The sequence below is a fragment of the Deminuibacter soli genome (assembly GCF_003412455.1).
In the GTDB taxonomy this organism is placed as follows: domain Bacteria; phylum Bacteroidota; class Bacteroidia; order Chitinophagales; family Chitinophagaceae; genus Deminuibacter; species Deminuibacter soli.
Map to the genome: position 1 here is coordinate 283,644 of NZ_QTJU01000002.1, position 20,584 is coordinate 304,227.

Genomic DNA, 20,584 nt, shown 5'->3' on the forward strand with positions numbered 1-20,584 from the left:
GCAGTATGATTAAATTACAAGTTATCGGAAACCTGGGGAAGGACTGTACAACCAACAATGTGAATGGCAAGTCGGTGATCAATTTCAGTGTTGCGCATACAGAAAAATTCAGGGATAATACTGGTAACCTGAAAGACCGTACCATCTGGGTTGAATGTGCTTACTGGACAGACAGAACCGCGATTGCTCCGTACCTGAGAAAAGGCACACAGGTTTATGTAGAGGGCAATCCTGACATCCGTACCTATCAAACAAACGATGGCCGCCAGGGCGCATCCTTAACATTACGCGTGCTGAACGTTCAGCTGCTGGGCACCCGCGAAGGTGGCGGCGGTGACAACGGTGGTGGAGGTGGCTACCAGTCAAACCAGGGTGGCGGTAACAGCTACCAGGGCGGCGGTAGTAACAACTACAACAACAATAACAATAACTACGGAGGTGGCGGTAACAGTTACGGTGGTGGCAACCAGGGCATGAGTGCACCCAACCCCAGCGATTTAACTGAACCGGTAGATGATTTGCCGTTTTAATAAAACGTTGAGAACATGATTGAAAAGGACAGCCGGGAGGCTGTCTTTTTTTTATATAGGTCCGGCATCAGTTCCCACGTACTGCCGAAAAGCGCAAAAACTCCTTTGAAAAATCAATTTAGCAAAACCTCCTCTCAATTATCTGCTATCTTAGCCGCCGAAATAATCGCCTACATGAAAAAAAGAGCATTCGCATTATTAGCAGCAGTTTCCTGCGTTGGCGCTTCTTATGGCCAGCGTGTGATCGATTATGTTAATCCCTTCATCGGCACTTCTGCACATGGCCACGTTTATCCCGGCGCAACCGTGCCCTTTGGCGCAGTGCAGCTGAGCCCTGACAATGGCACCGCAGGGTGGGACTGGTGCAGTGGCTACAACTACTCCGATTCGGTGATTGCAGGTTTCAGTCATACCCATTTAAGCGGTACAGGCATTGGAGATCTTGCAGACATATCTGTACTGCCCATTACCGGTGTACAACCATCCACTGATAAAATCACCAGCCATTTTTCACACACCAATGAAAAAGCCAGTCCTGGTTATTACAGCGTGGTGCTGAACGATTTTAAAGTAAAGGCAGAATTAACCGCCGGTATGTTTGCCGGTGTGCATCGTTATACATTTCCGGAGAGCAAGGATGCGATGATCCGTTTTAACCTTGCTTTTGCCATTAACTGGGATAAACCAACCAGTGCCAGTTTCAAACGCATCAACGACAGCACTTTTGTGGGCTTCCGTTATTCAACCGGGTGGGCAAAAGACCAGCGTGTATATTTTGCCGTTCGCTTAAGCAAGCCTGTTAAAAGTGTAGCACTGTTCAAAGGTCAGCAACGCCTTGCCAAAGACGAGGTTGCTGACAAAGAAGTAGTGGCCTGCCTGCTGTTCGATACCAAACAGGATGAGCAGATTGAAATGAAAGTGGGATTGAGCTTTGCCAATATTGAAGGGGCAATGGATGCGATTGACCAGCTGAAAGGCCAGGGCTTCAATGCCGTTCGCAAACAGGCTGAAGCCAGCTGGGAAAAAGAACTGGGTAAAGTAAAAATCACCTCCAATAACCCAACGTTGAAGCAGGTATTTTACACCGCGCTGTACCATGCATATGAAGCACCGGTAACTTTCAGCGACAGCAAAGGCAACTACAAATCAGTAAAAGGAAATCTTGCACATGCAGATAAACCTGTTTATTCCGTAAGCTCTCTGTGGGATGTATTCAGGGCCGAAAGCCCGCTGTTTACACTGTTGCAGCCTGCACGTGTACCGGATATTATTAACTCGTACATGGCTTTTTATGATCAGAGCGGTTTGCTGCCTGTATGGGATCTGGAGTTTAATGAAACCAACTGCATGACGGGCTACCATTGCGTACCCATTGTTGCAGATGCGATACTGAAAGAGTTTCCCGGCATTGATGTGCCCAAAGCATACGCAGCCATGAAAAAAAGCGCGATGCAGAATATCCGCGGTACCGATGTTTACCGTCAGTACGGTTATGTGCCGCAGGATAAATACGGCAGCAGTGTAACCGTTACGCTTGAATATGCGTATGATGACTGGTGTATTGCACAGGTTGCCCACAAACTGGGTGCTACAGCCGATTACAACGAGTTTATGAAACGCTCTGCTTCCTGGAAAAACCTGTTTGATTCAACCATCGGTTTTGCAAGGGCGAAAAATGCAGACGGCAAATGGGTGGTTCCGTTTGATCCTTACTATTCAGAACACGATGCAGACAAAGCGATGTTTACAGAAGGCAACTCCTGGCAGCACAGCTGGTTTGTACCCCAGGATATTTATGGCTTAATCAGTGCACATGGTGGTGAACAGCCTTTTATCACCAAGCTCGATTCGCTGTTTACCATCAGCTCCCAGCTGAAAGGTGAAAACACTTCACCCGATATCAGCGGTTTAATTGGCCAGTATGCACATGGCAACGAACCCAGCCACCACATTGCCTATATGTACAGCTATGCCGGTGCGCCTGCCAAAACAGCTGAGCGCATCAAATACATTACCAGCACCATGTACACCAACAAAACAGATGGTTTGTGCGGTAACGAAGATTGCGGGCAAATGAGTGCATGGTATGTATGGAGTGCAATGGGCTTTTACCCTGCCAATGCATCGAGCGGCGAATATGTTTTCGGTACACCGCTGATGCAAAGCGTAAGCATACAGCTGCCTGCCAATAAAACGTTTAAAGTAACGGCCAATGGTCTTACCGATAAAAACATTTACATACAGAAAGCCACCCTCAACGGCAAACCATACACCAAATCGTTCATCAAGCACAGTGATGTGATTAAAGGTGGCGAACTGGTATTGTTTATGGGCGCTAAACCATCTGCTACCTGGGGTGTGAAACCCACAGACAGACCGGGTGTAGTGCTGTAAGCAACAACAGCTGTTTATTAGAAAGACCGCCCCGGCTCAGCCGGGGCGGTCTTTTTATTTAGCTCGTATTGATTATTTCATGAATTGCCGGATATCTGCCAGCGTAACAGGCGCCTGTTGGTTATCTATGTTAATCACCATTAAATAACCGGTATCACCGGGTGTGGCAATAAAGGTATTGACGAGTGAGAACTGGTCACTCTCCTGGAAGCCGCCGTTGAATTCATTCCATATTTCTTTGGCGCACAAACAACCCAGTGTGGGTGTAAGCGGGTAAAAAGGCATGCCTTTAAAATAGGCGGGATCGATGGTGGTGCCATGCGCGATAATTTCAGAACGGCCTGTTTTGCCTGCATAAAAAGCTTCTGTCAATGGCTGGTATTGCTGCCAGGATGCAGGCAGCAGCTGCAGGTAGTTGCTGAGCGGTGTTTGTGTTGAATCGTACGGTGTGTGCCAGTAAGCGCTGTCGGTTGATTCACAGGGCATAATCATTTGCAGGTTGGGCGTGGGGCCTATAAAATTGTTGTGTGCAATAGCTGTGCCCTGCACACTGTAAATGCCCTGCGGTGTGTTGCCATTGGTAATAAAATAGGGCAGGTTAGAGCCTGCACGCGCCAGCTGCTGAAATACCAGCAGTTTGCCGGTGCTGTCTTTTGCAAAACTGCCATCGGCATATTGTACAATAGCCAGGCCCGGGTAATCACGGTTCCAGCGTTGAAAGCTGTAAATAATTTTTTGTCCCAGTACCTGTTGATGCGCAAACAGATCACCCACCGGTGGTGTGGGCTGTTCTGCATAAGTGTTGTGCAGGGTAAGGTATTTTTTCAGTTCCTGCAGCAGGGGCAATGTGTCGTTGCGCGGAAACTTTTGTTGCAGCAGGGTTTGCAGCTGTATCAGTTTGTCCATGGATGCATCGTTGCGAAACAGGTACAGTGCCTGCATGGCAAACAGTTTGGGTATGGTTTCTTTCTGCAGCAGTTGTTCTACCGCGGTAGTATAACTATCCGGGTAAACGGTGTATACGGCTTCGAGAAATGCACGCCTGGTGCTGTAAGCCAGCGTGGGGTAGGCGGCGAATAATTTGTCAAAACCCTGTTTTACTTCATCGTTGCGGATCATAAACTGGCAAATGGCCCAGCAGGCAGATTCGTATTTGTCTTCCGTATTGCTGTCTAACGGGGAAGCAAATGCATCACGGATGGTTTTATCGCGCAGGTATTTGTCAAACGACTGGCGTTTATTGTACAGCACCACATCGGTATGTATGCTTTCGCGTGCAAACTGGGCAAAGGAACTAACCGCGCAACAACAGCACAGCGCGGCAAACAACAATGATTTCATGCCATAAAAATAACCAATCCTGCAATGCGTTGCAGGCGATGGGGATATTTGCAGGCGGTTTCTGCAGCCACAGCTGTTTTTCTTAACTTGCGCTTATGGAAAAGATCTATAGCTACGCCCAATTATACGAGTTTACCGTAAATGTATTTAAAGCCATGGGCTGTTCAGATGCAGATGCTGCGCTGGCCGCCACTGTATTAATTTCAGCAGATGCACGTGGTATCGACAGTCATGGCGTGGCCAGGCTAAGCGGTTATGTGCGCCTGTGGGAAGCCAAACGTATCAATGCAACGCCCAATATAAAAATTGTACACGAAACGCCTTCTACTGCTGTGGTAGATGGCGATGCAGGTCTTGGCCTGGTAGTAGCCCCCTTTGCCATGCAGGTGGCGATTGACAAGGCCAGGCAGGCAGGCACAGGCTGGGTAAGCGTGCGCAACAGCAATCATTTTGGTATTGCCGGTTATCATGCCATGATGGCCTTGCAGCACGATATGATCGGCATGGCCATGACCAACGCCAGTGCACTGGTAGCGCCTACCTTCAGCGTAGAACGAATGCTGGGCACCAATCCCATTGCAGTAGCTATTCCTGCTGCCACGCAGCCTGCATTTGTGGCTGATTTTGCCACCACCACTGCCGCCAATGGCAAGCTTGAAATATTGCAGCGCAAAAATGCCGATGCCCCGCTGGGCTGGGTGCAGGATAAAGAAGGCCGCGACACAACCGATGCCAATGCACTGAAACAAAGCGGTGCCTTGCTGCCTTTGGGAAGCGACCGGGAACATGGCAGCCACAAAGGCTATGCGCTGGGTTCCATTGTAGATATTTTTTCTGCCGTGCTTAGTGGCGCCAGTTATGGTCCGTGGGCGCCGCCGTTCCCTGCCTATGTGCCTATGCCGCAGAACATGCCGGGTGAGGGTTTGGGCCATTTCTTCGGCGCCATGCGGGTAGATGCGTTCAGACCGGCAGATGAATTTAAACAGCACATGGACAACTGGATAGACCGTTTCAGGAAAGCCAAGCCTGCCCAGGGATATGAAAAAGTTTTAATACCAGGTGATCCCGAGCGTGAAATGGAAGCAGCGCGCATGAAATCGGGCATACCGGTGGTAGAAGCCGTGGCAGAAGATTTGAAAACTGTTGCTCAGAAATTCAATATCAATTTTTAACTTCGTCACCCTTTGTATAAGGAACCTGCCTGATTACCCTCGCTTTATTCAACCAGGAGACGTACGTTGAACAGCTGAACAGGAATACCGCCCAGGCGGAAAGGCGGATATATAAAACGTTTCAAATTATTTAGCAAGATGAAAGTAATGAAGTTTGGCGGCACCAGTGTGGGCAAGCCGGAACGTATGCACCAGGTTGCAGAATTAATTACCAAAGACGCAGAACCAAAGATTGTGGTGTTAAGCGCTTTGAGTGGCACTACCAATGCATTGGTAGCCATCAGTGATAGTATTGCAGGAGCAAACCGTGACGCTGCCAAACGAAAGATTGACGAGCTGCAGGCACATTACCACCAGTTTATTTTCGACCTGGTGCAAACGCCCACAGCCCGCAAATCGGCTACCGGAATTGTTGACGAACATTTTGAATTTCTCAATATTATCCTGCGCATCTCTTTCAGCGAAGCGCTGAACAAAGATATTCTTGCGCAGGGCGAACTCATGAGCACCAAACTGTTCAGCGTGTATCTTACAGAAAAAGGCATTGACCACCTGTTGCTGCCTGCGCTGGAATTTATGAGCCTCGATGCCAATGAAGAGCCAAACCTGCCTGCTATCAGCACCAAGCTGAAACAGCAGCTGGCACAGCACAGCGATAAAAAACTGTTTATTACACAGGGTTATATCTGCCGCAATATCCGCGGTGAGGTAGATAACCTGAAACGCGGCGGCAGTGATTATACCGCATCACTTATTGCAGCTGCTGTAAAGGCTTCTGTATGTGAAATATGGACAGATATCGACGGCATGCACAACAACGATCCGCGCATTGTTAATAAAACCCTGCCCATCGAGCAGTTAAGTTTTGATGAAGCGGCAGAGCTGGCCTACTTCGGTGCAAAAATTCTGCACCCTACCTGTATCTGGCCTGCGCAGCTCAACAATGTACCGGTAAAGCTGCTTAACACCATGCAGCCCGAAGCAAAAGGTACCACTATCGAAGAAAATGCAGGTACTGTAGGTGTTAAAGCAGTGGCAGCAAAAGACGGCATCATCGCTATTAAAATAAAAAGCAGCCGCATGCTGCTGGCCTACGGCTTTTTAAGAAAGGTGTTCGAAGTATTTGAAAAATACCGTACGCCAATCGATATGATCACCACTTCAGAAGTAGCAGTATCGGTTACCATTGATACCGATGCCAGCCTTGATCAGATCATTAAAGAGCTGGAACCATTCGGCAGCGTAGAGGTAGATACAAACCAATCCATTGTTTCTATTGTTGGCAATGAAATTGCACAAACACCCGATGTGCTGAAAAAATTATTCGATGCACTGAGCGGCGTGCCTGTTCGCATGGTAAGCTATGGCGGCAGCCCGCACAACATTTCATTACTGGTGCCCAGTGACTACAAAACGAAAACCCTGCAGTTGCTGAACGCAGGTATATTCGGCTTGTAGTAACAGTCATCTTTAAACAGCTAAAAGCCCCGTAGCAATACCTGCCACAGGGCTTTGTTTTTAGTGCTGCGGGGCACCGGCACGTTTACCAGATCCATTTATTCGCCTTCATCCAGTTGTGTAAACGGCCTGCCCACTCATCGGTAGTAGTTGGGTTGCGCAAGCCAAAACCATGGCCGCCTTTGGGATAAATATGCATTTCTGAAGGCACATGTTTGTGCAGCAGCGCTTCGTAAAAATAAAGTGTGTTTTGTACAGGTACTACATTGTCATCCTCTGCATGAAAGATAAATACAGGCGGTGTTTGGGCAGTTACCTGGGTTTCGTTGGAATACAGTTTCACTTTATCGGGCTTTGCATTAAAGCCAAGCAGGTTATCCCGTGAACCCTTGTGGCAAATGCTGTCAGCAAAGCTGATAACCGGGTAACAGAGTATCATGAAATCAGGCCGCAGATTTACATTGGCTTTGTTTTCAATCACCGGCATGTTAAAATGAGTGCCCGCCGTAGAAGCGAGGTGGCCACCTGCAGAAAAGCCCATAATGCCAACCTTGTTTACATCAATTTTCCATTCAGCTGCACGTTCGCGCACCAGCTGCAAGGCACGTTGTGCATCCTGCAATGGGCCGATGGTTTTGTTTTCCATAATGGCATCATCCGGCAAACGGTATTTCAGTACAAAGGCTGTAATGCCCCAGCTGCTCAGCAGTTGGGCCACATCATAACCTTCATGGCCAACGGCCAGGCCGTGATAGCCGCCACCCGGACAAATAATCACAGCCGTACCTGTGTTCTCGGTAGAAACAGGCAAATAAACAGTTAATGCAGGTGTGGTTACTTTTTGAATACCACGAATGGCGCCGGTGCCGGTTGTGTCGTGGTGTTCCTGCATTTGCGAGGGTTTTGAGTTGGGAACGGTGCCGCTGTACAGCGGTATTACCTGTTGGGCTTGTGCGGTAAAATACATGGCAATAGTGGCAATTGTGAAGAGTGCTTTTTTCATACGCTTCCTTACGCTTTAGTCTGTACGTACGGTAACGGAAGATAAAATAAAAAAGCTGACAGGGAATACCTGCCAGCTTTTTTTATGTAAGCCGTTTTGTTGTAAGGTGCTTATACAACGAGCATGGCATCGCCATAGCTGAAGAAACGGTATTTGTCTTTAATAGCGCGTTTGTATGCTTCAGTAGCCAGTTCGTAACCTGCAAAGGCACAAACCATGATAAGCAAACTGGTTTTGGGCAAATGGAAATTGGTTACCAGGCTATCGGCTACGTTAAAGTCGTACGGCGGGTGAATAAACGTGTTGGTCCAGCCTTCGCTTGGCTTCAGCAGTTTTTGTGCGGTGAAGCTGCTTTCCATGGCGCGCATGGTAGTGGTGCCGATAGAACAAATGCGGTGATTGGTTTCTTTTGCCTTGTTTACAATTTTGCAGGCTTCTTCGTCAATGCGGTAGTATTCTGCATCCATTTTGTGTTTGCTCAGGTCTTCCACTTCAATAGGGCGGAAGGTACCGAGGCCTGTGTGCAGGGTAACTTCTGCAAAGCGGATACCTTTAATCTCGCAACGTTTGATAAGCTCTTTGCTGAAGTGCAAACCGGCGGTAGGAGCAGCTACTGCGCCTTCGTGTTTGGCGTAAACAGTCTGGTAGCGCTCTTTATCTTCTTCATCGGGTTTGCGTTTGATGTATTTGGGCAGTGGTGTTTCGCCCAGAAACTCGAGCATTTTTTTGAAGCTTTCATCATCATCGTCCCAAAGAAAGCGGATAGTGCGGCCGCGGCTGGTGGTATTGTCAATTACTTCTGCTACCAGTTCATCATTTTCACCGAAATACAGTTTGTTGCCTACACGTATTTTACGGGCAGGATCAACAATCACATCCCACAAACGGTTGGGTTTGTTCAGTTCCCTCAGCAGGAATACTTCAATTTTAGCACCTGTTTTTTCCTTGCGGCCATACATGCGTGCAGGAAAAACCTTGGTATTGTTTACAACAAATACGTCTTTGTCATCAAAATAATCCAGGATGTCGCGGAAATTCTTGTTCTCGATATTGCCCGTTTTACGGTCTACAACCATCATTCGGCTGTCTTCACGGCGTTTTGTAGGATTTTGGGCAATCAGATTAAGTGGAAGATCAAACTTGAATTGTGATAATTTCATGTGTCTATCAGTTTATTTTTCCAAAGCCTTTTCTTTGGAACAATAGGCCACATACAGTCACCCCTATGCACCGGGGTTCGTGTCATGTTACGGCATGATTTTTTTAGGTAAAGTGTGCGAAGGTACGTTTTTATATTTACATTACGGCACAGGCAACATATTTCTGTCTACAACAGCACGCCGGGGCATTTGTTCAAATCTGCGGGCATTTCACCGGCCACCCCGAAAAATTTCAGCAAGTCGCATCTTTTCACCAACTTAACATAGGCGAAATAGTCTGCCCCAAAGAATGCTATTTTTTATATACTAAAATAAATTAATGTCTTCAGCCGCTTTTATACGCCAGTTTTTTTTCACCCTGTTAACCGCAAGCTTACTGGCACTACCCGCCCGCTCCCAGAAAAACACTGCCGGCAAATATCCCAGCCTGCTTTGGGAAATCACCGGCAATGGCTTAACCAAACCCTCGTACCTTTTTGGTACCATGCATGTGAGCAGTAAAATGGTGTTTCACCTGAGCGATTCATTTTACCATGCCATTCAGCGTTGCGATGTGGTGGCGCTGGAACTCAATCCCTGCCTCTGGCAACCCGATATGATTCGCATGGAGCAGTCCAAACGCGCTATCAATGCCTACATGGAAGGAGAAACAACCGACTTCATCAGCGAAAAATCTTTTCAGCCCGAAAAATTTGAAGACAACCTGCGCGCTGCACTTACTGAAGAACCTACACAAATCAACAGCCTGTTATACCGTACCCTGCAGGCACAGGCCGATTACGAAGAAAATACCTATCTCGATCTGTATATCTACCAAACCGGCCGCAAGCTGGGCAAGCTGCCCGGAGGCGTGGAAGATTATTATCAAACCGAAAAAACCGTGTTTGAAGCTTACCAGGACATGGCGAAAGAAAAAAACCGGAAGAAGCCCGAACTGGAAGGCGAACAGGAAGCCGAGGTGGAACGCAAAATTCAGGAAGCTTACCGCAAGGGTAATCTCGACCTGCTTGATTCGCTCGAAATGCTTTCGTTTAATTCACCGGCTTACGTGGAGAAATTCCTGTTTCGCCGCAACGAAATACAGGCCCATTCCATCGATACCATCATCCGCAAACATTCTCTTTTTGTGGGTGTGGGTGCCGCACACCTGGCCGGTGCACGTGGCGTAATTGAACTGCTGCGCAAAATGGGTTATCATTTGCGGCCGGTGACCATGCTCGACAGGGATGCTGCACGCAAGGAGGCCATTGACCAGATGAAGGTACCCGTGGTATTTAAAAAAGTAACCACCGAAGATGGCGCAGTAACCATGCAATTGCCGGGTACCCTGTACCGCCGTGCCGACACAAGGGTAGACGGCGCAGGTGGCAGCTGGCAATATGCCGATATGGACAATGGTGCGTACTATATGCTTACCCGCGTTAACACCCATGCCGCCATGCTGGGTTGTAATGTAAACGATATGCTGAAAAAGATTGACAGCCTGTTGTATGAAAATATTCCGGGCAGGATCATTAAAAAAACAGGCATCGCCATTAACGGCAACCCTGGCTACGATATCACCAACCGCACCCGCCGCGGCGATCTGCAGCGCTACAACATTATTGTTACCCCGTTTGAAGTAATGGTGTTTAAAATGAGCGGCAACGATAATTATGTTGATGGGAAAGAAGCAGAAACCTTCTTTGGTTCCATACAAATGCAACCAGTTGAACCTGCCGCATGGGTGCAGTACCAACCCGCAGCAGGCGATTTCAGCGTACAGTTGCCCCACAAACCGCACCTGTTCCGTAATACCAGCAACAGCGACCATGTTGACCGCTGGGAGTATGAAGCCGTTGATTCTGCTACCGGCAATACCTATTCCATCTGGAAAAAGAGTGTACACAACCAGCACTTCCTGGAAGAAGATACGTTCGATATAAAACTGATAGAAGAAAGCGTTCGCCGTTCGGCACTGGTTGATAAACTGGTACAGCACAGCTGGCAAAAACGCGATGGCTATGAAATGCTGTGTATGCAGTTTAGTATAAAAGGCGGTGGCTGGCTGCATGCAGCTGCATTGCTGCGTGGCCCGCATTATTACCTGCTGATGAGTAAGAGCAACAGCCATGTGCCTGACAAACGTTATTTCGATTCGTTTCACTTTGTGCCGTTTCAATATGCAGCATCAGCATGGTATACCGATTCGCTGTTGCATTTCTCGGTACGGTCACCGGTGCGGCCCGTACTCGATACACAGCTGATGAATATGTACGATGCCACCATCAGCGAAGAATTTCTCGACAAGGTGCAGGATAGAGCCACTTACTGGCAGGGCGCGCGTTACGCCGGTTTTGTAAGCGATAGTACCGGCGAAAGAATACAGGTGCGCATGCAACAGTACCCCAGGTATTATTTCCGGCGGTCAGATACCAGCTTCTGGAAAGAAGAACTGGAGAATTACCGCTGGCGCAAGCTGGTATTGCGTTCACAGCAGCCGGTTACGGTTGTTCCCGGTTGCACGGGGTATGAGCAGGTGTTGTGCGATACCAATACTGCCCGCATTATTACACAACGCCTGCTGCTGAAAGGGAATCGCCTGTACCGTATTATGGCCATCACTGACACACTGGAGCAGGGCAGCAGTTTTGTCAATACGTTTTTCAATACGTTCACGCCCGATACCGTTCGCATAGGGCCATCTATTTATGAAAACAAGCTGAACCTGTTTCTGGCAGATTATTTCAGCAAAGATTCGGCAGTAGCCAAGAAGGCACACGATGTGCTGAGCGATGTGTATTTTGGCAGGGAAGGCGTAGCGCCATTGATGCAGATTATTCAGCGGCAGCAATACGGTGCAAAGGATTATTTTGATCAGAAGATCCGCGCAATTGCAGAGCTGGGTTATATACACGATACACTGGTATCTGTACAGGTGCGGCAATACCTGGTAAACCTGTACAATGCAGTAGGCGATACAGGTTATTTCCAGAATGCCATATTGCGCGCCTTGGCTTATATGAAAACGCAGGATGCAACCGGGGCATTTAAAACCCTGGTACTGCAGGATCCGCCGGTATTTGAAAGCACAGAAGGCTACAATTCCCTGTTCAGGCCGTTTGCAGATACCCTGAAGCTGGGCCGCCAGCTGTTTCCCGATTTGCTGCAACTGGCCAGTCTTGAAGAGTATCGCGTGCCTGTAACCCGGCTGCTGGCCAGCCTGGCAGACAGTGGCCTGATCACTTCCAAAGAATATGATGGTTACTACAACAAGCTTTTATACGACGGCAAAATTGCGTTCAAGCGCCAGCAGGCACGCGACGAACGTTTGCTGAACAAACAAAGCGACGATGACGATGCCGGCAGCGACGACAATGGAGAAGTGGCGCTTCGCAGTTCTGAAGAGTTAAGCAGGATAACCAGCCTGCTGGTGCCTTTTTATGATGAATATCCTGCTGTTGCACAATACATCAACAAACTGCTGCAATCAAAAAACACGGGCGTGCAGCTGGCTGCCATAAAGGGTTTGCTTAAACAGCACAAACCGGTGCCCGATTCCGTATTGTTGTCTGTTGCAGCGCAGGATGGCTACCGCAGTGATTTGTACGCCATACTGGAAAAGGAAAAACAAACTGCATTGTTTCCCGCCGTATGGAAAAAGCCTGAAGCAATGGCGCGCTCACAACTGCTCAGCTCGCATAACATGGCAAAGTTTAATGCAGTAGAACTGATGGGCAAACAACTGGTGCGGGTAAAACAGGAGGAAGGCTATGTATTTCTTTACCGCTATAAATTAAAACAACAGGACAACTGGATGATTGCCCTCAGCGGTTTGCAGCCGAAAGATGGTGTAAGCGTAAGCAGCAATACCATGCTGGTGCGTTTAACGGGTAAAAAAGTAAAACCCGGCATCCTGTTGCAGGAACAGCTGGATGATCAGCTGAAGCGTGCCTTGTATAGCTGGCACAGAAGTGCAGCCAATTATTTTGAAGACACCAACTACGAGCAGCTGCGCAATATGCTGAAATATTAAACTACAAACGGATCTGCGGAATCGCTTCAATCAAACGCTGCGTATAACTGCTTTGCGGGTGATGGTAGATTTGTGCAGCATCGCCGATTTCTTCAATACGGCCTTTGTTCATTACCATAATCCGGTCGCTGATGTATTTTACCACGGCAAGATCGTGCGAGATGAAAATGGCGGTAAAGCCGAATGCCTGTTTTAAATCGTTCAGCAGGTTAAGTACCTGGGCCTGCACGCTTACATCGAGTGCAGAAACACTTTCATCGCAGATAACAAAAGATGGTTCCAGTGCCAGTGCACGGGCAATCACAATACGTTGTCTTTGTCCGCCGCTGAATGCGTGCGGGTAGCGGTTGTAATGCTCGGGCAGCAGGTTCACCTTACGCAGCAAATCCATCACACGCTCTTTGCGTTCTGCATCGTTTTTACCAATACCATGCACTTTCAGTGGTTCGGCAATGGCATCGCCAATGGTTATGCGCGGGTTTAAAGATGAGAAGGGGTCCTGGAAAATAATCTGTACATCCTTACGCAGTGCCTTCAATTCATTGGGCGGCATCTGCACCATATCACGTCCCTTGAAATATATTTCGCCCGAAGTAGGTTGCACCAGCCGCAGCAAAGCGCGGCCCAGCGTGGTTTTGCCACAGCCTGATTCACCTACCAGCCCCAGGGTTTCGCCGACCATAACATCAAAACTCACATCATTGACTGCCTTAGTATACTGCAGCGGTTTACCCAGCCAGTTTTTGCTTACCGGGAACCATACATTTAAATTTTTCACCGATACCAGTGGCGTGTTGTGTGCAGCAGGCGCTGCCTCAACAGCTGCAACAGCAGGGTGTAATGGCGGGGTGTTTGTTTTTTCAACCAGCTCTCCATCACTGGTCACGGTTAAAAAATCAGCTACCACAGGCAGTCTTTCACCTTTGGGGTGCAGGGCCGGTCTGCAGGCCAGCAATGCCCTGGTATAGGGGTGCTGCGGGTTTTGCAGCAATTGCCTGGCAGGGCCTTGTTCTACAATTTTACCTTTATACAATACCACGATGCTGTCGGCAATTTCAGATACCACGGCCAGGTCATGCGTAATAAACAACACACCCATGTTCTGGTGCTGCTGCAATTGCCTGATCAGTTGCAGTATGTTTTTCTGAACGGTTACATCTAGCGCGGTGGTGGGTTCATCGCAAATAAGCAGTGCCGGTTCGGTACACATGGCCATCGCAATCATTACACGTTGCTTTTGGCCGCCGCTTAACTGGTGCGGGTAGCTGTTAAATATGCGTTCGGGTGTGGGCAGCTGCACCTGGTTAAACAGGTCAAGTGTTTTATCGCGTGCCGCTTCATTGCTTAACCGGTGATGCTGTTGCAGGGCTTCCATTACCTGGTTGCCGCAGGTATGCACCGGGTTCAGTGAGCTCATGGGCTCCTGGAATATCATGGAAATACGGTTGCCGCGAAGCGCTTCCATTTGTTGCTGCGTGTACTGCAGCAAGTCGGCCGGTTCGCCATTGTTGTGGTGAAAATAAATATGACCGTTGCTGTACACGGCAGGCGGACTGCTTAACAGGCGCAGTACCGATAATGCGGTGATAGATTTGCCTGAGCCTGATTCGCCTACTACCGCAACCAGCTCGCCCCTGCCAATGCTGAACGAAACGTTTTGCAGCGTAGGGCTTAACCTGCCATTGTTGGTGAAGCCGATACTTAAGTTTTCTACACGCAACAATGGAGCATATGCCGTCATGAATTAAAATTTCAGGTGTCTTACCGTAAGACCGTTATTGATCAGTTGTTTTAATGAATCGATACCAATTCTCAGATGCCTGTCAACATACTGCGCGGTTACCGCGGTATCACTGGCTTCTGTTTTTACACCTTCGGGAATCATGGGCTGGTCGCTTACGAGCAGCAATGCCCCTGTAGGTATTTTATTGTAAAAGCCTACTGTAAAAATAGTGGCTGTTTCCATATCAATGGCATAAGCGCGTATTCTTTGCAGATATTCTTTGAATTCTTCATCATGTTCCCACACGCGGCGGTTCATAGTATACACCGTGCCTGTCCAGTAATCAACCTGGTAGTCGCGAATGGTGGTGCTGATGGCTTTCTGCAGCGCAAATGCAGGCAGGGCAGGCACTTCGGGCGGAAAGTAATCGTCTGATGTACCCTCGCCGCGTATGGCTGCAATGGGCAGTATCAGGTCGCCTATCTTGTTGCGTTTTTTCAGCCCGCCGCATTTGCCCAAAAACAGCGCTGCTTCCGGTTCTATGGCATGCAGCAGGTCCATTACAGTAGCTGCACCAGGACTGCCCATACCAAAATTAATAATCGTGATGCCTTCGGCTGTGGCGCATTGAAAGGGGCGGTCAAGACCAATCACCGGAACATTGTTCCATTCTGCGAACATTTTTACATAATTGCTGAAGTTGGTCAGCAGGATGTATTTACCAAAGTTTTCGAGTTTTTCTCCGGTGTAACGGGGAAGCCAGTTGTATACGATCTCTTCTTTCGTCTTCATATAATGTCAGAGGTTTAGTTAGGGAGTACGATCTGCAGACTTATCCAGGGAGCTTCCGGAATAAATTCTACGAATTTACTGAAATAAATTGATTATTCCCTGGCGTAACAAGCTGTTAAGGCGGTTGCAGGCAAATGCATTTACTTTGCAGCATGGTAAAAATCGAATACCCGGCCCTGCCCTTTAAAATGAAACAGGAAGCAGGGAAGGAGAGCATATTTGATGAAGTACGCAAACAATGGGTGCGCCTGACGCCTGAAGAATGGGTGCGTCAGAATTTTATACAATACCTGGTACAGGTGAAGAAATACCCTACGGCAATTATGGCTGTGGAAAAGGAGATCATGCTTGGTGAACTCCGCAAACGCTGCGATATTGTAATATACCGCGAACATAAACCCTGGATGATTGTCGAGTGCAAAGAAATGGATGTGGTGCTTAACGATGCTGTTGCCGCACAGGTATTCCGCTACAATATGGCCCTGAATGTGCAGTACCTGGTAGTAACCAACGGCAACTACACATTTGCCATGGAAACCGCTACCAGGAAGGGTTTGGAAGCATTGCCCGAATTCGCCTGACAACAATAACCATCAGGCAATTAAACAATCCAACCATTGCCTGCTTTTCTTTTGCTGCCTTAAGCGGAAAAAGAAAAGCAGGCCGAAACCTGCTCTCAAATTTTGAATTGTAAAACCACAAAAAACACACAAGCATATTAATGTACCGCCTCCACTACCTGTTTGCCGTTGAAACGGTAGTAGCGGTTATGTATAAACATTTCTTTGCCTTGCTTCAGCGGGGAAAGGTCCAGTATGTCTTCATTGATGAAGTGTAAACTGCCGCCGCTCACCAGGGCAATGGTAATTAAATCGGGATGCACGCCCAGTCTTTTACCGCATATCACCACCTGTACCGGTTTCTTAATCTGGCCCACCAGTTGTAAATCACGTGCAGGTGCCCAGCTATCGGCTATCAGCACTACGTTTTTGCTGTCAGGGGCGGCTTCAATTCCTTTTATCACTGCCTCACAGGGATTTTCTTCAAGATCACCGCCATCGCCCTTCTCCATAGTAGTTTGAATAAGATCAGCCATCTCCTTGCTGTTCTCTACTTTGGCACCGTACGTACCGCCGGTGTTGCCAATGTATTTAAGATCATCTATGCGGTTGTCTCCGTCATTAAAGCAAAGACAGTAATCAATATTGCTTCGCTTCTCATGCTGCTGCATCCATTGCACCAGCTGAACAATGTATGGCGACATGCTGCCTGTTACGTCTGCTATCACCAGCATGTGCTCAAACTTGTTACGGGCAAAGGTGTGCAGTACCGTACTGTCTTGCGGCATAGGTACCGGGTCAGGTGCAGGTATTACCGGTTTGGCCACAGGTTCCGGCGCTTTTACCAGGGTTCCGCCCGGGTCTGGCCTGGGGCCAAGCAGTAAAAACAGCGAATCTTCCCCGTTCACCATTTTACGCATCTTCGGGTCAATCAGGTATTTGTTCAGGGCTACATCCGGTGTAATGGCTACAATACTGTCGCCTTCGGCAGGCGGCTCCAGTTTGGCACGCTGGTCGGTAAGCTTTTTCAGCGGGCGGCCCATAAAGGTTTTGGCCCTGGGTGTATTGCCCTGGTGAATAATGGCCCACTGGTGAATTTTACCGGGCGTCTCATCTGCCGGCTGGTAAGGCACCGTTGTATCAGGTATCGCCTGCTGTATTATGGTCAGTTCCCTCTTGCGGTCTTCGGGCGTGTAGGGTTTGCGGTAGTTAATCACAAAGCCGTGGTGCAGGCGGCCTGCGCTTTCCGGGTCCTTGCCATCCATCTGGCGCACAATGGTCCAGCTGATGTTTTTCTGCTTTTCAATACCCGGTACCAGCTGGCAAAGGGCTATCAGCCTGCGTTTGTTCAACGGCTTCAAATCGCTGTGTGCAGGGTAATCGGTAAACAGGAGGTCTACAGAAAGTATCTGTGCGCCTTTCAGTTCGCTGGCGCCGGTGGTATCTACAAAAAGGCTTTTGGCGTATTGCATCTGGAACAGCAGCTGATTGTGGCTGATGGTGTCCGATTCATAGGCGGGAACGCGCAGGATGCGGTTATTGAGCAGTGAATCAATGAATTTTGTCGATTGCGCCCGGAGGGAACAGGTTAACAAAAGCAGTATCGGTATACCTACTACTTTTTTCATAAAGGAATTGGGTTTCCGCAAAGATAGGCACCAGCACACTGCGCCGGGGCTATGTGCGTAGCGCACGGAACAGAACATTTGTTATGCACATGCATAATAAAGCCGGTACCCGGTTTCATAACCCGTTTTCCCTGTTTACAGGTTGACATCACCAGGAAATAAAAAACCGGGAGCGCTTCAGGCCCCCGGTTCTACGGTAAATATGGTTTAGTACGGCTGTTATGGGAAAATGCCCAGCTCAGCGTAAGATGTACCTACTTTGTTGATCGCTACCACGAAAGCGGCGGTGCGCATATCGGGGATAGCGGGATTGCTCAGCCAGGTATTCATGATTTCGCGGGTTGCTTCAATCATGGTTTCTTCCAGGCCGCTGTGTACCAGGTCAACTTCATCGGCGCCATGACCAATGAACTTACGCTCGGCATCAGCCACTTTTTTGCCGGTCATATCTTCAATCACACTCAGAATGTGAATGTTCATGTTCTCGTCAAAGCGTTTGCCCAGGCGGCCGTAACGTACGTGGCTCAGGTTTTTCAGCCATTCAAAATAAGAAACGGTAACACCGCCTGCATTCAGGTACATATCCGGGATAACCAGTGTGCCTTTCTGCACAAATATTTCGTCTGCTTCCGGTGTTAACGGTCCGTTCGCTGCCTCACCAATAATCTTGGCCTTTACGCGGGTAGCGTTTTCACCATTGATCACGTTTTCCAGTGCAGCAGGGATCAGTATATCACACTGCAGTTCCAGGGCATCGTTGCTGTTGGCCAGGTTGGTGGCACCGGGAAAATTCAGGATAGAACCGGTGGCTTTCCTGTGCTGGAATACTTCTTCTTCGTTCAGGCCGTTTTCGTTGTAAATAGCACCTTCGTATTCTGCGATAGATACTACTTTGGCGCCGCCTTCACGGAAGAATTTAGCGCTGTGGTAGCCCACGTTACCGAGGCCCTGTACCACTACTGTTTTATCCTGCACACCGGGTGTTAAGCCCAGGCGTTTCATTACCTCGGGCATATTGCACACTTCACGCACGCCGAAAAACACACCCAAACCGGTGGCTTCTTTGCGTCCGCGTACACCGCCCTGTGAAACGGGTTTACCGGTTACACAACCCATGGCGTCTACTTCGCCGGGGTTCATGGTGGTGTAGGTGTCTAAAATCCAGGCCATTTCCCTTTCGCCGGTACCATAGTCAGGAGCAGGTACATCGGTGCCGGGGCCTATGAATTTCTTTTTAATCAGTTCTGAAGTGTAACGGCGGGTAATTTTCTGCAATTCAAACTCACTGAACTGGCGCGGGTTTATTTTAATACCGCCTTTGCCGCCACCGAAAGGAACGTTTACAATGGCACATTTGTAAGTCATCAATGCCGCAAGTGCCATTACCTCGTCCTGGTTTACCGCCTCGCTAAAGCGGATACCGCCTTTACAAGGGGTTTTGTGATGGCTGTGCTGCACGCGGTAAGCCTCAATTACTTCAATTTCACCATTGTCTCTGCGCACGGGGAATTTCATTCTGTATACAGCATTGCAGGCTTTAATCTGCTCCAGGATGCCGGTTTCCCACTTGGTAAAAGCGGAGGCTTTATCGAAGCTTTTGTTCACGCTGTCAAAGAAGCTGTAGTTCTGATCTGACATGAGAGTATAATTTAAAGAGTTTATCCAAAGGTTTTTTTCATTTTCATAATGGCAAGCCCGGCTACAGGCTATAAAAAGCAAGCGTAATAAGCAATTCCCAAAAGCCTAGGCTTTCTGTTTCATATCCTTTTCCAGCCTGCTTATTTTTCTATCCAGGTTCAGCAGATAGATAAACAAGCCTGCAACGATGGTTACGATCACGGCAACCACTACATAGAGTTTTCCGTTGCTGCGCATAAAATCGGTCGGGTCTTCTTTAGTCGTGTTCATTTCCTGTGCAAAGGCAAATACCTGCAGCAGGCTGAATGCAATTACAAAGCCAATGCGTTTTAATTTATCCATTTGATGTTTTGTTTTCCTGGTAAATGCGCAAGCGAACGCGCAGTGAAGCGATCCATATACCCAGCAGGGTCCAGCCGATAAAGGCGGGGATCATAACGGTTTTCATGGCTGCAGTGGTATCGTCGGGGTTTAACCCGGGATTACCTTCACTGCCGCGGCCACCGGGGTGCAATGATTCTGTGAGCCTTGGCAGTATCCAGATGGTGGGGAACAGCATGCAATAGGCAAACACATTGTATACGGCGCTGATGCGCGAACGTTTGTCGGTATCGTTCATTGAACCGCGCAATACGAAATAGGCAAAGTAAATCAGTAAGGCTATTGCAGCGCCATTCTGCTTGGGATCACCGCTCCAGGGCTCGCCCCATTGATAATTGGCCCAGATAGCACCGGTAGTAATACCCAAAAAACCGAACAGCAGACCGGTACGGGCAAACTCTACCGAATACAAATCATAATTGGTTTGAGGATTACGCAGAAAACGTACGGCATAATACACCGATACGCTGAACAGCGTCATCATGCAAATCCACATAGGTACATGGAAAAACAGGTTGCGTACAGATTGCTGCAGGCGACCGTCCAGCAAAGGAACTTTTACAATAAAGCCCATGCTGCATACGTACATCAATAATACAAAGGACAATAACTTCCACCAGGACTGACGAATCATGCTTTTCGTTTTACAAACAGCCGGGGGATTACTGCGGACAAGGGGGATCCCGGCTTAATTGGTTTCTTCTGCGCAGCAAAATTAGGGGGAAAGCGCTTTACAAACAGCTGTTAGTTTTAAAATCTTTCTGTAATTACGAAAGCATGCCTTTGGCA

15 protein-coding genes are annotated in these 20,584 nt (G+C 48.4%); 6 read left to right on the plus strand and 9 right to left on the minus strand.

All coding sequences use genetic code 11. From position 1 onward, the window contains the following. Positions 1-5 precede the first annotated feature (5 nt). Positions 6-530, plus strand: a complete 525-nt coding sequence (locus DXN05_RS07615; RefSeq protein WP_116846643.1) for a single-stranded DNA-binding protein — start codon at positions 6-8, stop codon at positions 528-530. A 174-nt stretch (positions 531-704) separates the two neighbouring features. Continuing rightward, positions 705-2,924: a GH92 family glycosyl hydrolase gene (locus tag DXN05_RS07620; RefSeq protein ID WP_116847128.1), complete on the plus strand. Its 2,220-nt coding sequence runs from the start codon at positions 705-707 to the stop codon at positions 2,922-2,924. A gap of 72 nt (positions 2,925-2,996) precedes the next feature. On the opposite strand, the gene DXN05_RS07625 is transcribed toward DXN05_RS07620, so the two are convergent. Further along, complete coding sequence (locus DXN05_RS07625) at positions 2,997-4,265, minus strand: hypothetical protein (protein WP_116846644.1); 1,269 nt, start codon at positions 4,263-4,265, stop codon at positions 2,997-2,999. 95 nt (positions 4,266-4,360) lie between these two features. Between DXN05_RS07625 and DXN05_RS07630 the strand changes: the two genes are divergently transcribed. Both DXN05_RS07630 and DXN05_RS07635 read left to right on the plus strand, forming a co-directional pair. Beyond that, entirely contained in the window at positions 4,361-5,437 is a 1,077-nt protein-coding gene (locus DXN05_RS07630; RefSeq protein ID WP_116846645.1) for an Ldh family oxidoreductase, read from the plus strand. Positions 5,438-5,575: 138 nt separating this feature from the next. Further along, positions 5,576-6,895, plus strand: a complete 1,320-nt coding sequence (locus DXN05_RS07635; RefSeq protein WP_116846646.1) for an aspartate kinase — start codon at positions 5,576-5,578, stop codon at positions 6,893-6,895. An 85-nt stretch (positions 6,896-6,980) separates the two neighbouring features. Here DXN05_RS07635 and DXN05_RS07640 read toward each other — a convergent pair whose 3' ends face one another. Next, on the minus strand, positions 6,981-7,898 hold the full coding sequence (locus DXN05_RS07640) for an alpha/beta hydrolase (RefSeq protein ID WP_116846647.1): 918 nt from the start codon (positions 7,896-7,898) through the stop codon (positions 6,981-6,983). Between the two features lie 110 nt (positions 7,899-8,008). Continuing rightward, complete coding sequence (gene queA / locus DXN05_RS07645; RefSeq protein ID WP_116846648.1) at positions 8,009-9,058, minus strand: tRNA preQ1(34) S-adenosylmethionine ribosyltransferase-isomerase QueA; 1,050 nt, start codon at positions 9,056-9,058, stop codon at positions 8,009-8,011. Positions 9,059-9,377: 319 nt separating this feature from the next. Here queA and DXN05_RS07650 point away from each other — a divergent pair, with 319 nt between their 5' ends. After that, positions 9,378-13,073, plus strand: a complete 3,696-nt coding sequence (locus DXN05_RS07650; protein ID WP_116846649.1) for a TraB/GumN family protein — start codon at positions 9,378-9,380, stop codon at positions 13,071-13,073. A 1-nt stretch (position 13,074) separates the two neighbouring features. Here the strand turns inward: DXN05_RS07650 and DXN05_RS07655 are convergent, their stop codons facing one another. Both DXN05_RS07655 and DXN05_RS07660 read right to left on the minus strand, forming a co-directional pair. After that, positions 13,075-14,814 carry an ABC transporter ATP-binding protein gene (locus DXN05_RS07655; protein WP_116846650.1) on the minus strand — a complete coding sequence of 580 codons (1,740 nt, stop codon included), beginning with the start codon at positions 14,812-14,814 and terminating at the stop codon, positions 13,075-13,077. A 3-nt stretch (positions 14,815-14,817) separates the two neighbouring features. Then, positions 14,818-15,588 (minus strand): AMP nucleosidase, encoded by a 771-nt coding sequence (locus tag DXN05_RS07660; RefSeq protein WP_116846651.1) that lies wholly within the window; start codon positions 15,586-15,588, stop codon positions 14,818-14,820. A gap of 152 nt (positions 15,589-15,740) precedes the next feature. Here DXN05_RS07660 and DXN05_RS07665 point away from each other — a divergent pair, with 152 nt between their 5' ends. Further along, positions 15,741-16,169 (plus strand): type I restriction enzyme HsdR N-terminal domain-containing protein, encoded by a 429-nt coding sequence (locus DXN05_RS07665; protein ID WP_116846652.1) that lies wholly within the window; start codon positions 15,741-15,743, stop codon positions 16,167-16,169. Between the two features lie 137 nt (positions 16,170-16,306). On the opposite strand, the gene DXN05_RS07670 is transcribed toward DXN05_RS07665, so the two are convergent. The 4 genes from DXN05_RS07670 to ccsA all read right to left on the minus strand — a co-directional run bounded on the left by DXN05_RS07670 (position 16,307) and on the right by ccsA (position 20,429). Continuing rightward, positions 16,307-17,776 carry a hypothetical protein gene (locus DXN05_RS07670; RefSeq protein ID WP_116846653.1) on the minus strand — a complete coding sequence of 490 codons (1,470 nt, stop codon included), beginning with the start codon at positions 17,774-17,776 and terminating at the stop codon, positions 16,307-16,309. Positions 17,777-17,995: 219 nt separating this feature from the next. Continuing rightward, entirely contained in the window at positions 17,996-19,414 is a 1,419-nt protein-coding gene (locus DXN05_RS07675; protein WP_116846654.1) for a Glu/Leu/Phe/Val family dehydrogenase, read from the minus strand. Between the two features lie 105 nt (positions 19,415-19,519). Then, positions 19,520-19,756, minus strand: coding sequence for a CcmD family protein (locus DXN05_RS07680; protein WP_116846655.1), 237 nt, complete (start codon positions 19,754-19,756; stop codon positions 19,520-19,522). Beyond that, positions 19,749-20,429: a cytochrome c biogenesis protein CcsA gene (ccsA, locus tag DXN05_RS07685; protein ID WP_116846656.1), complete on the minus strand. Its 681-nt coding sequence runs from the start codon at positions 20,427-20,429 to the stop codon at positions 19,749-19,751. The genes DXN05_RS07680 and ccsA overlap by 8 nt, the downstream gene beginning before the upstream one ends. Positions 20,430-20,584: the final 155 nt, after the last annotated feature.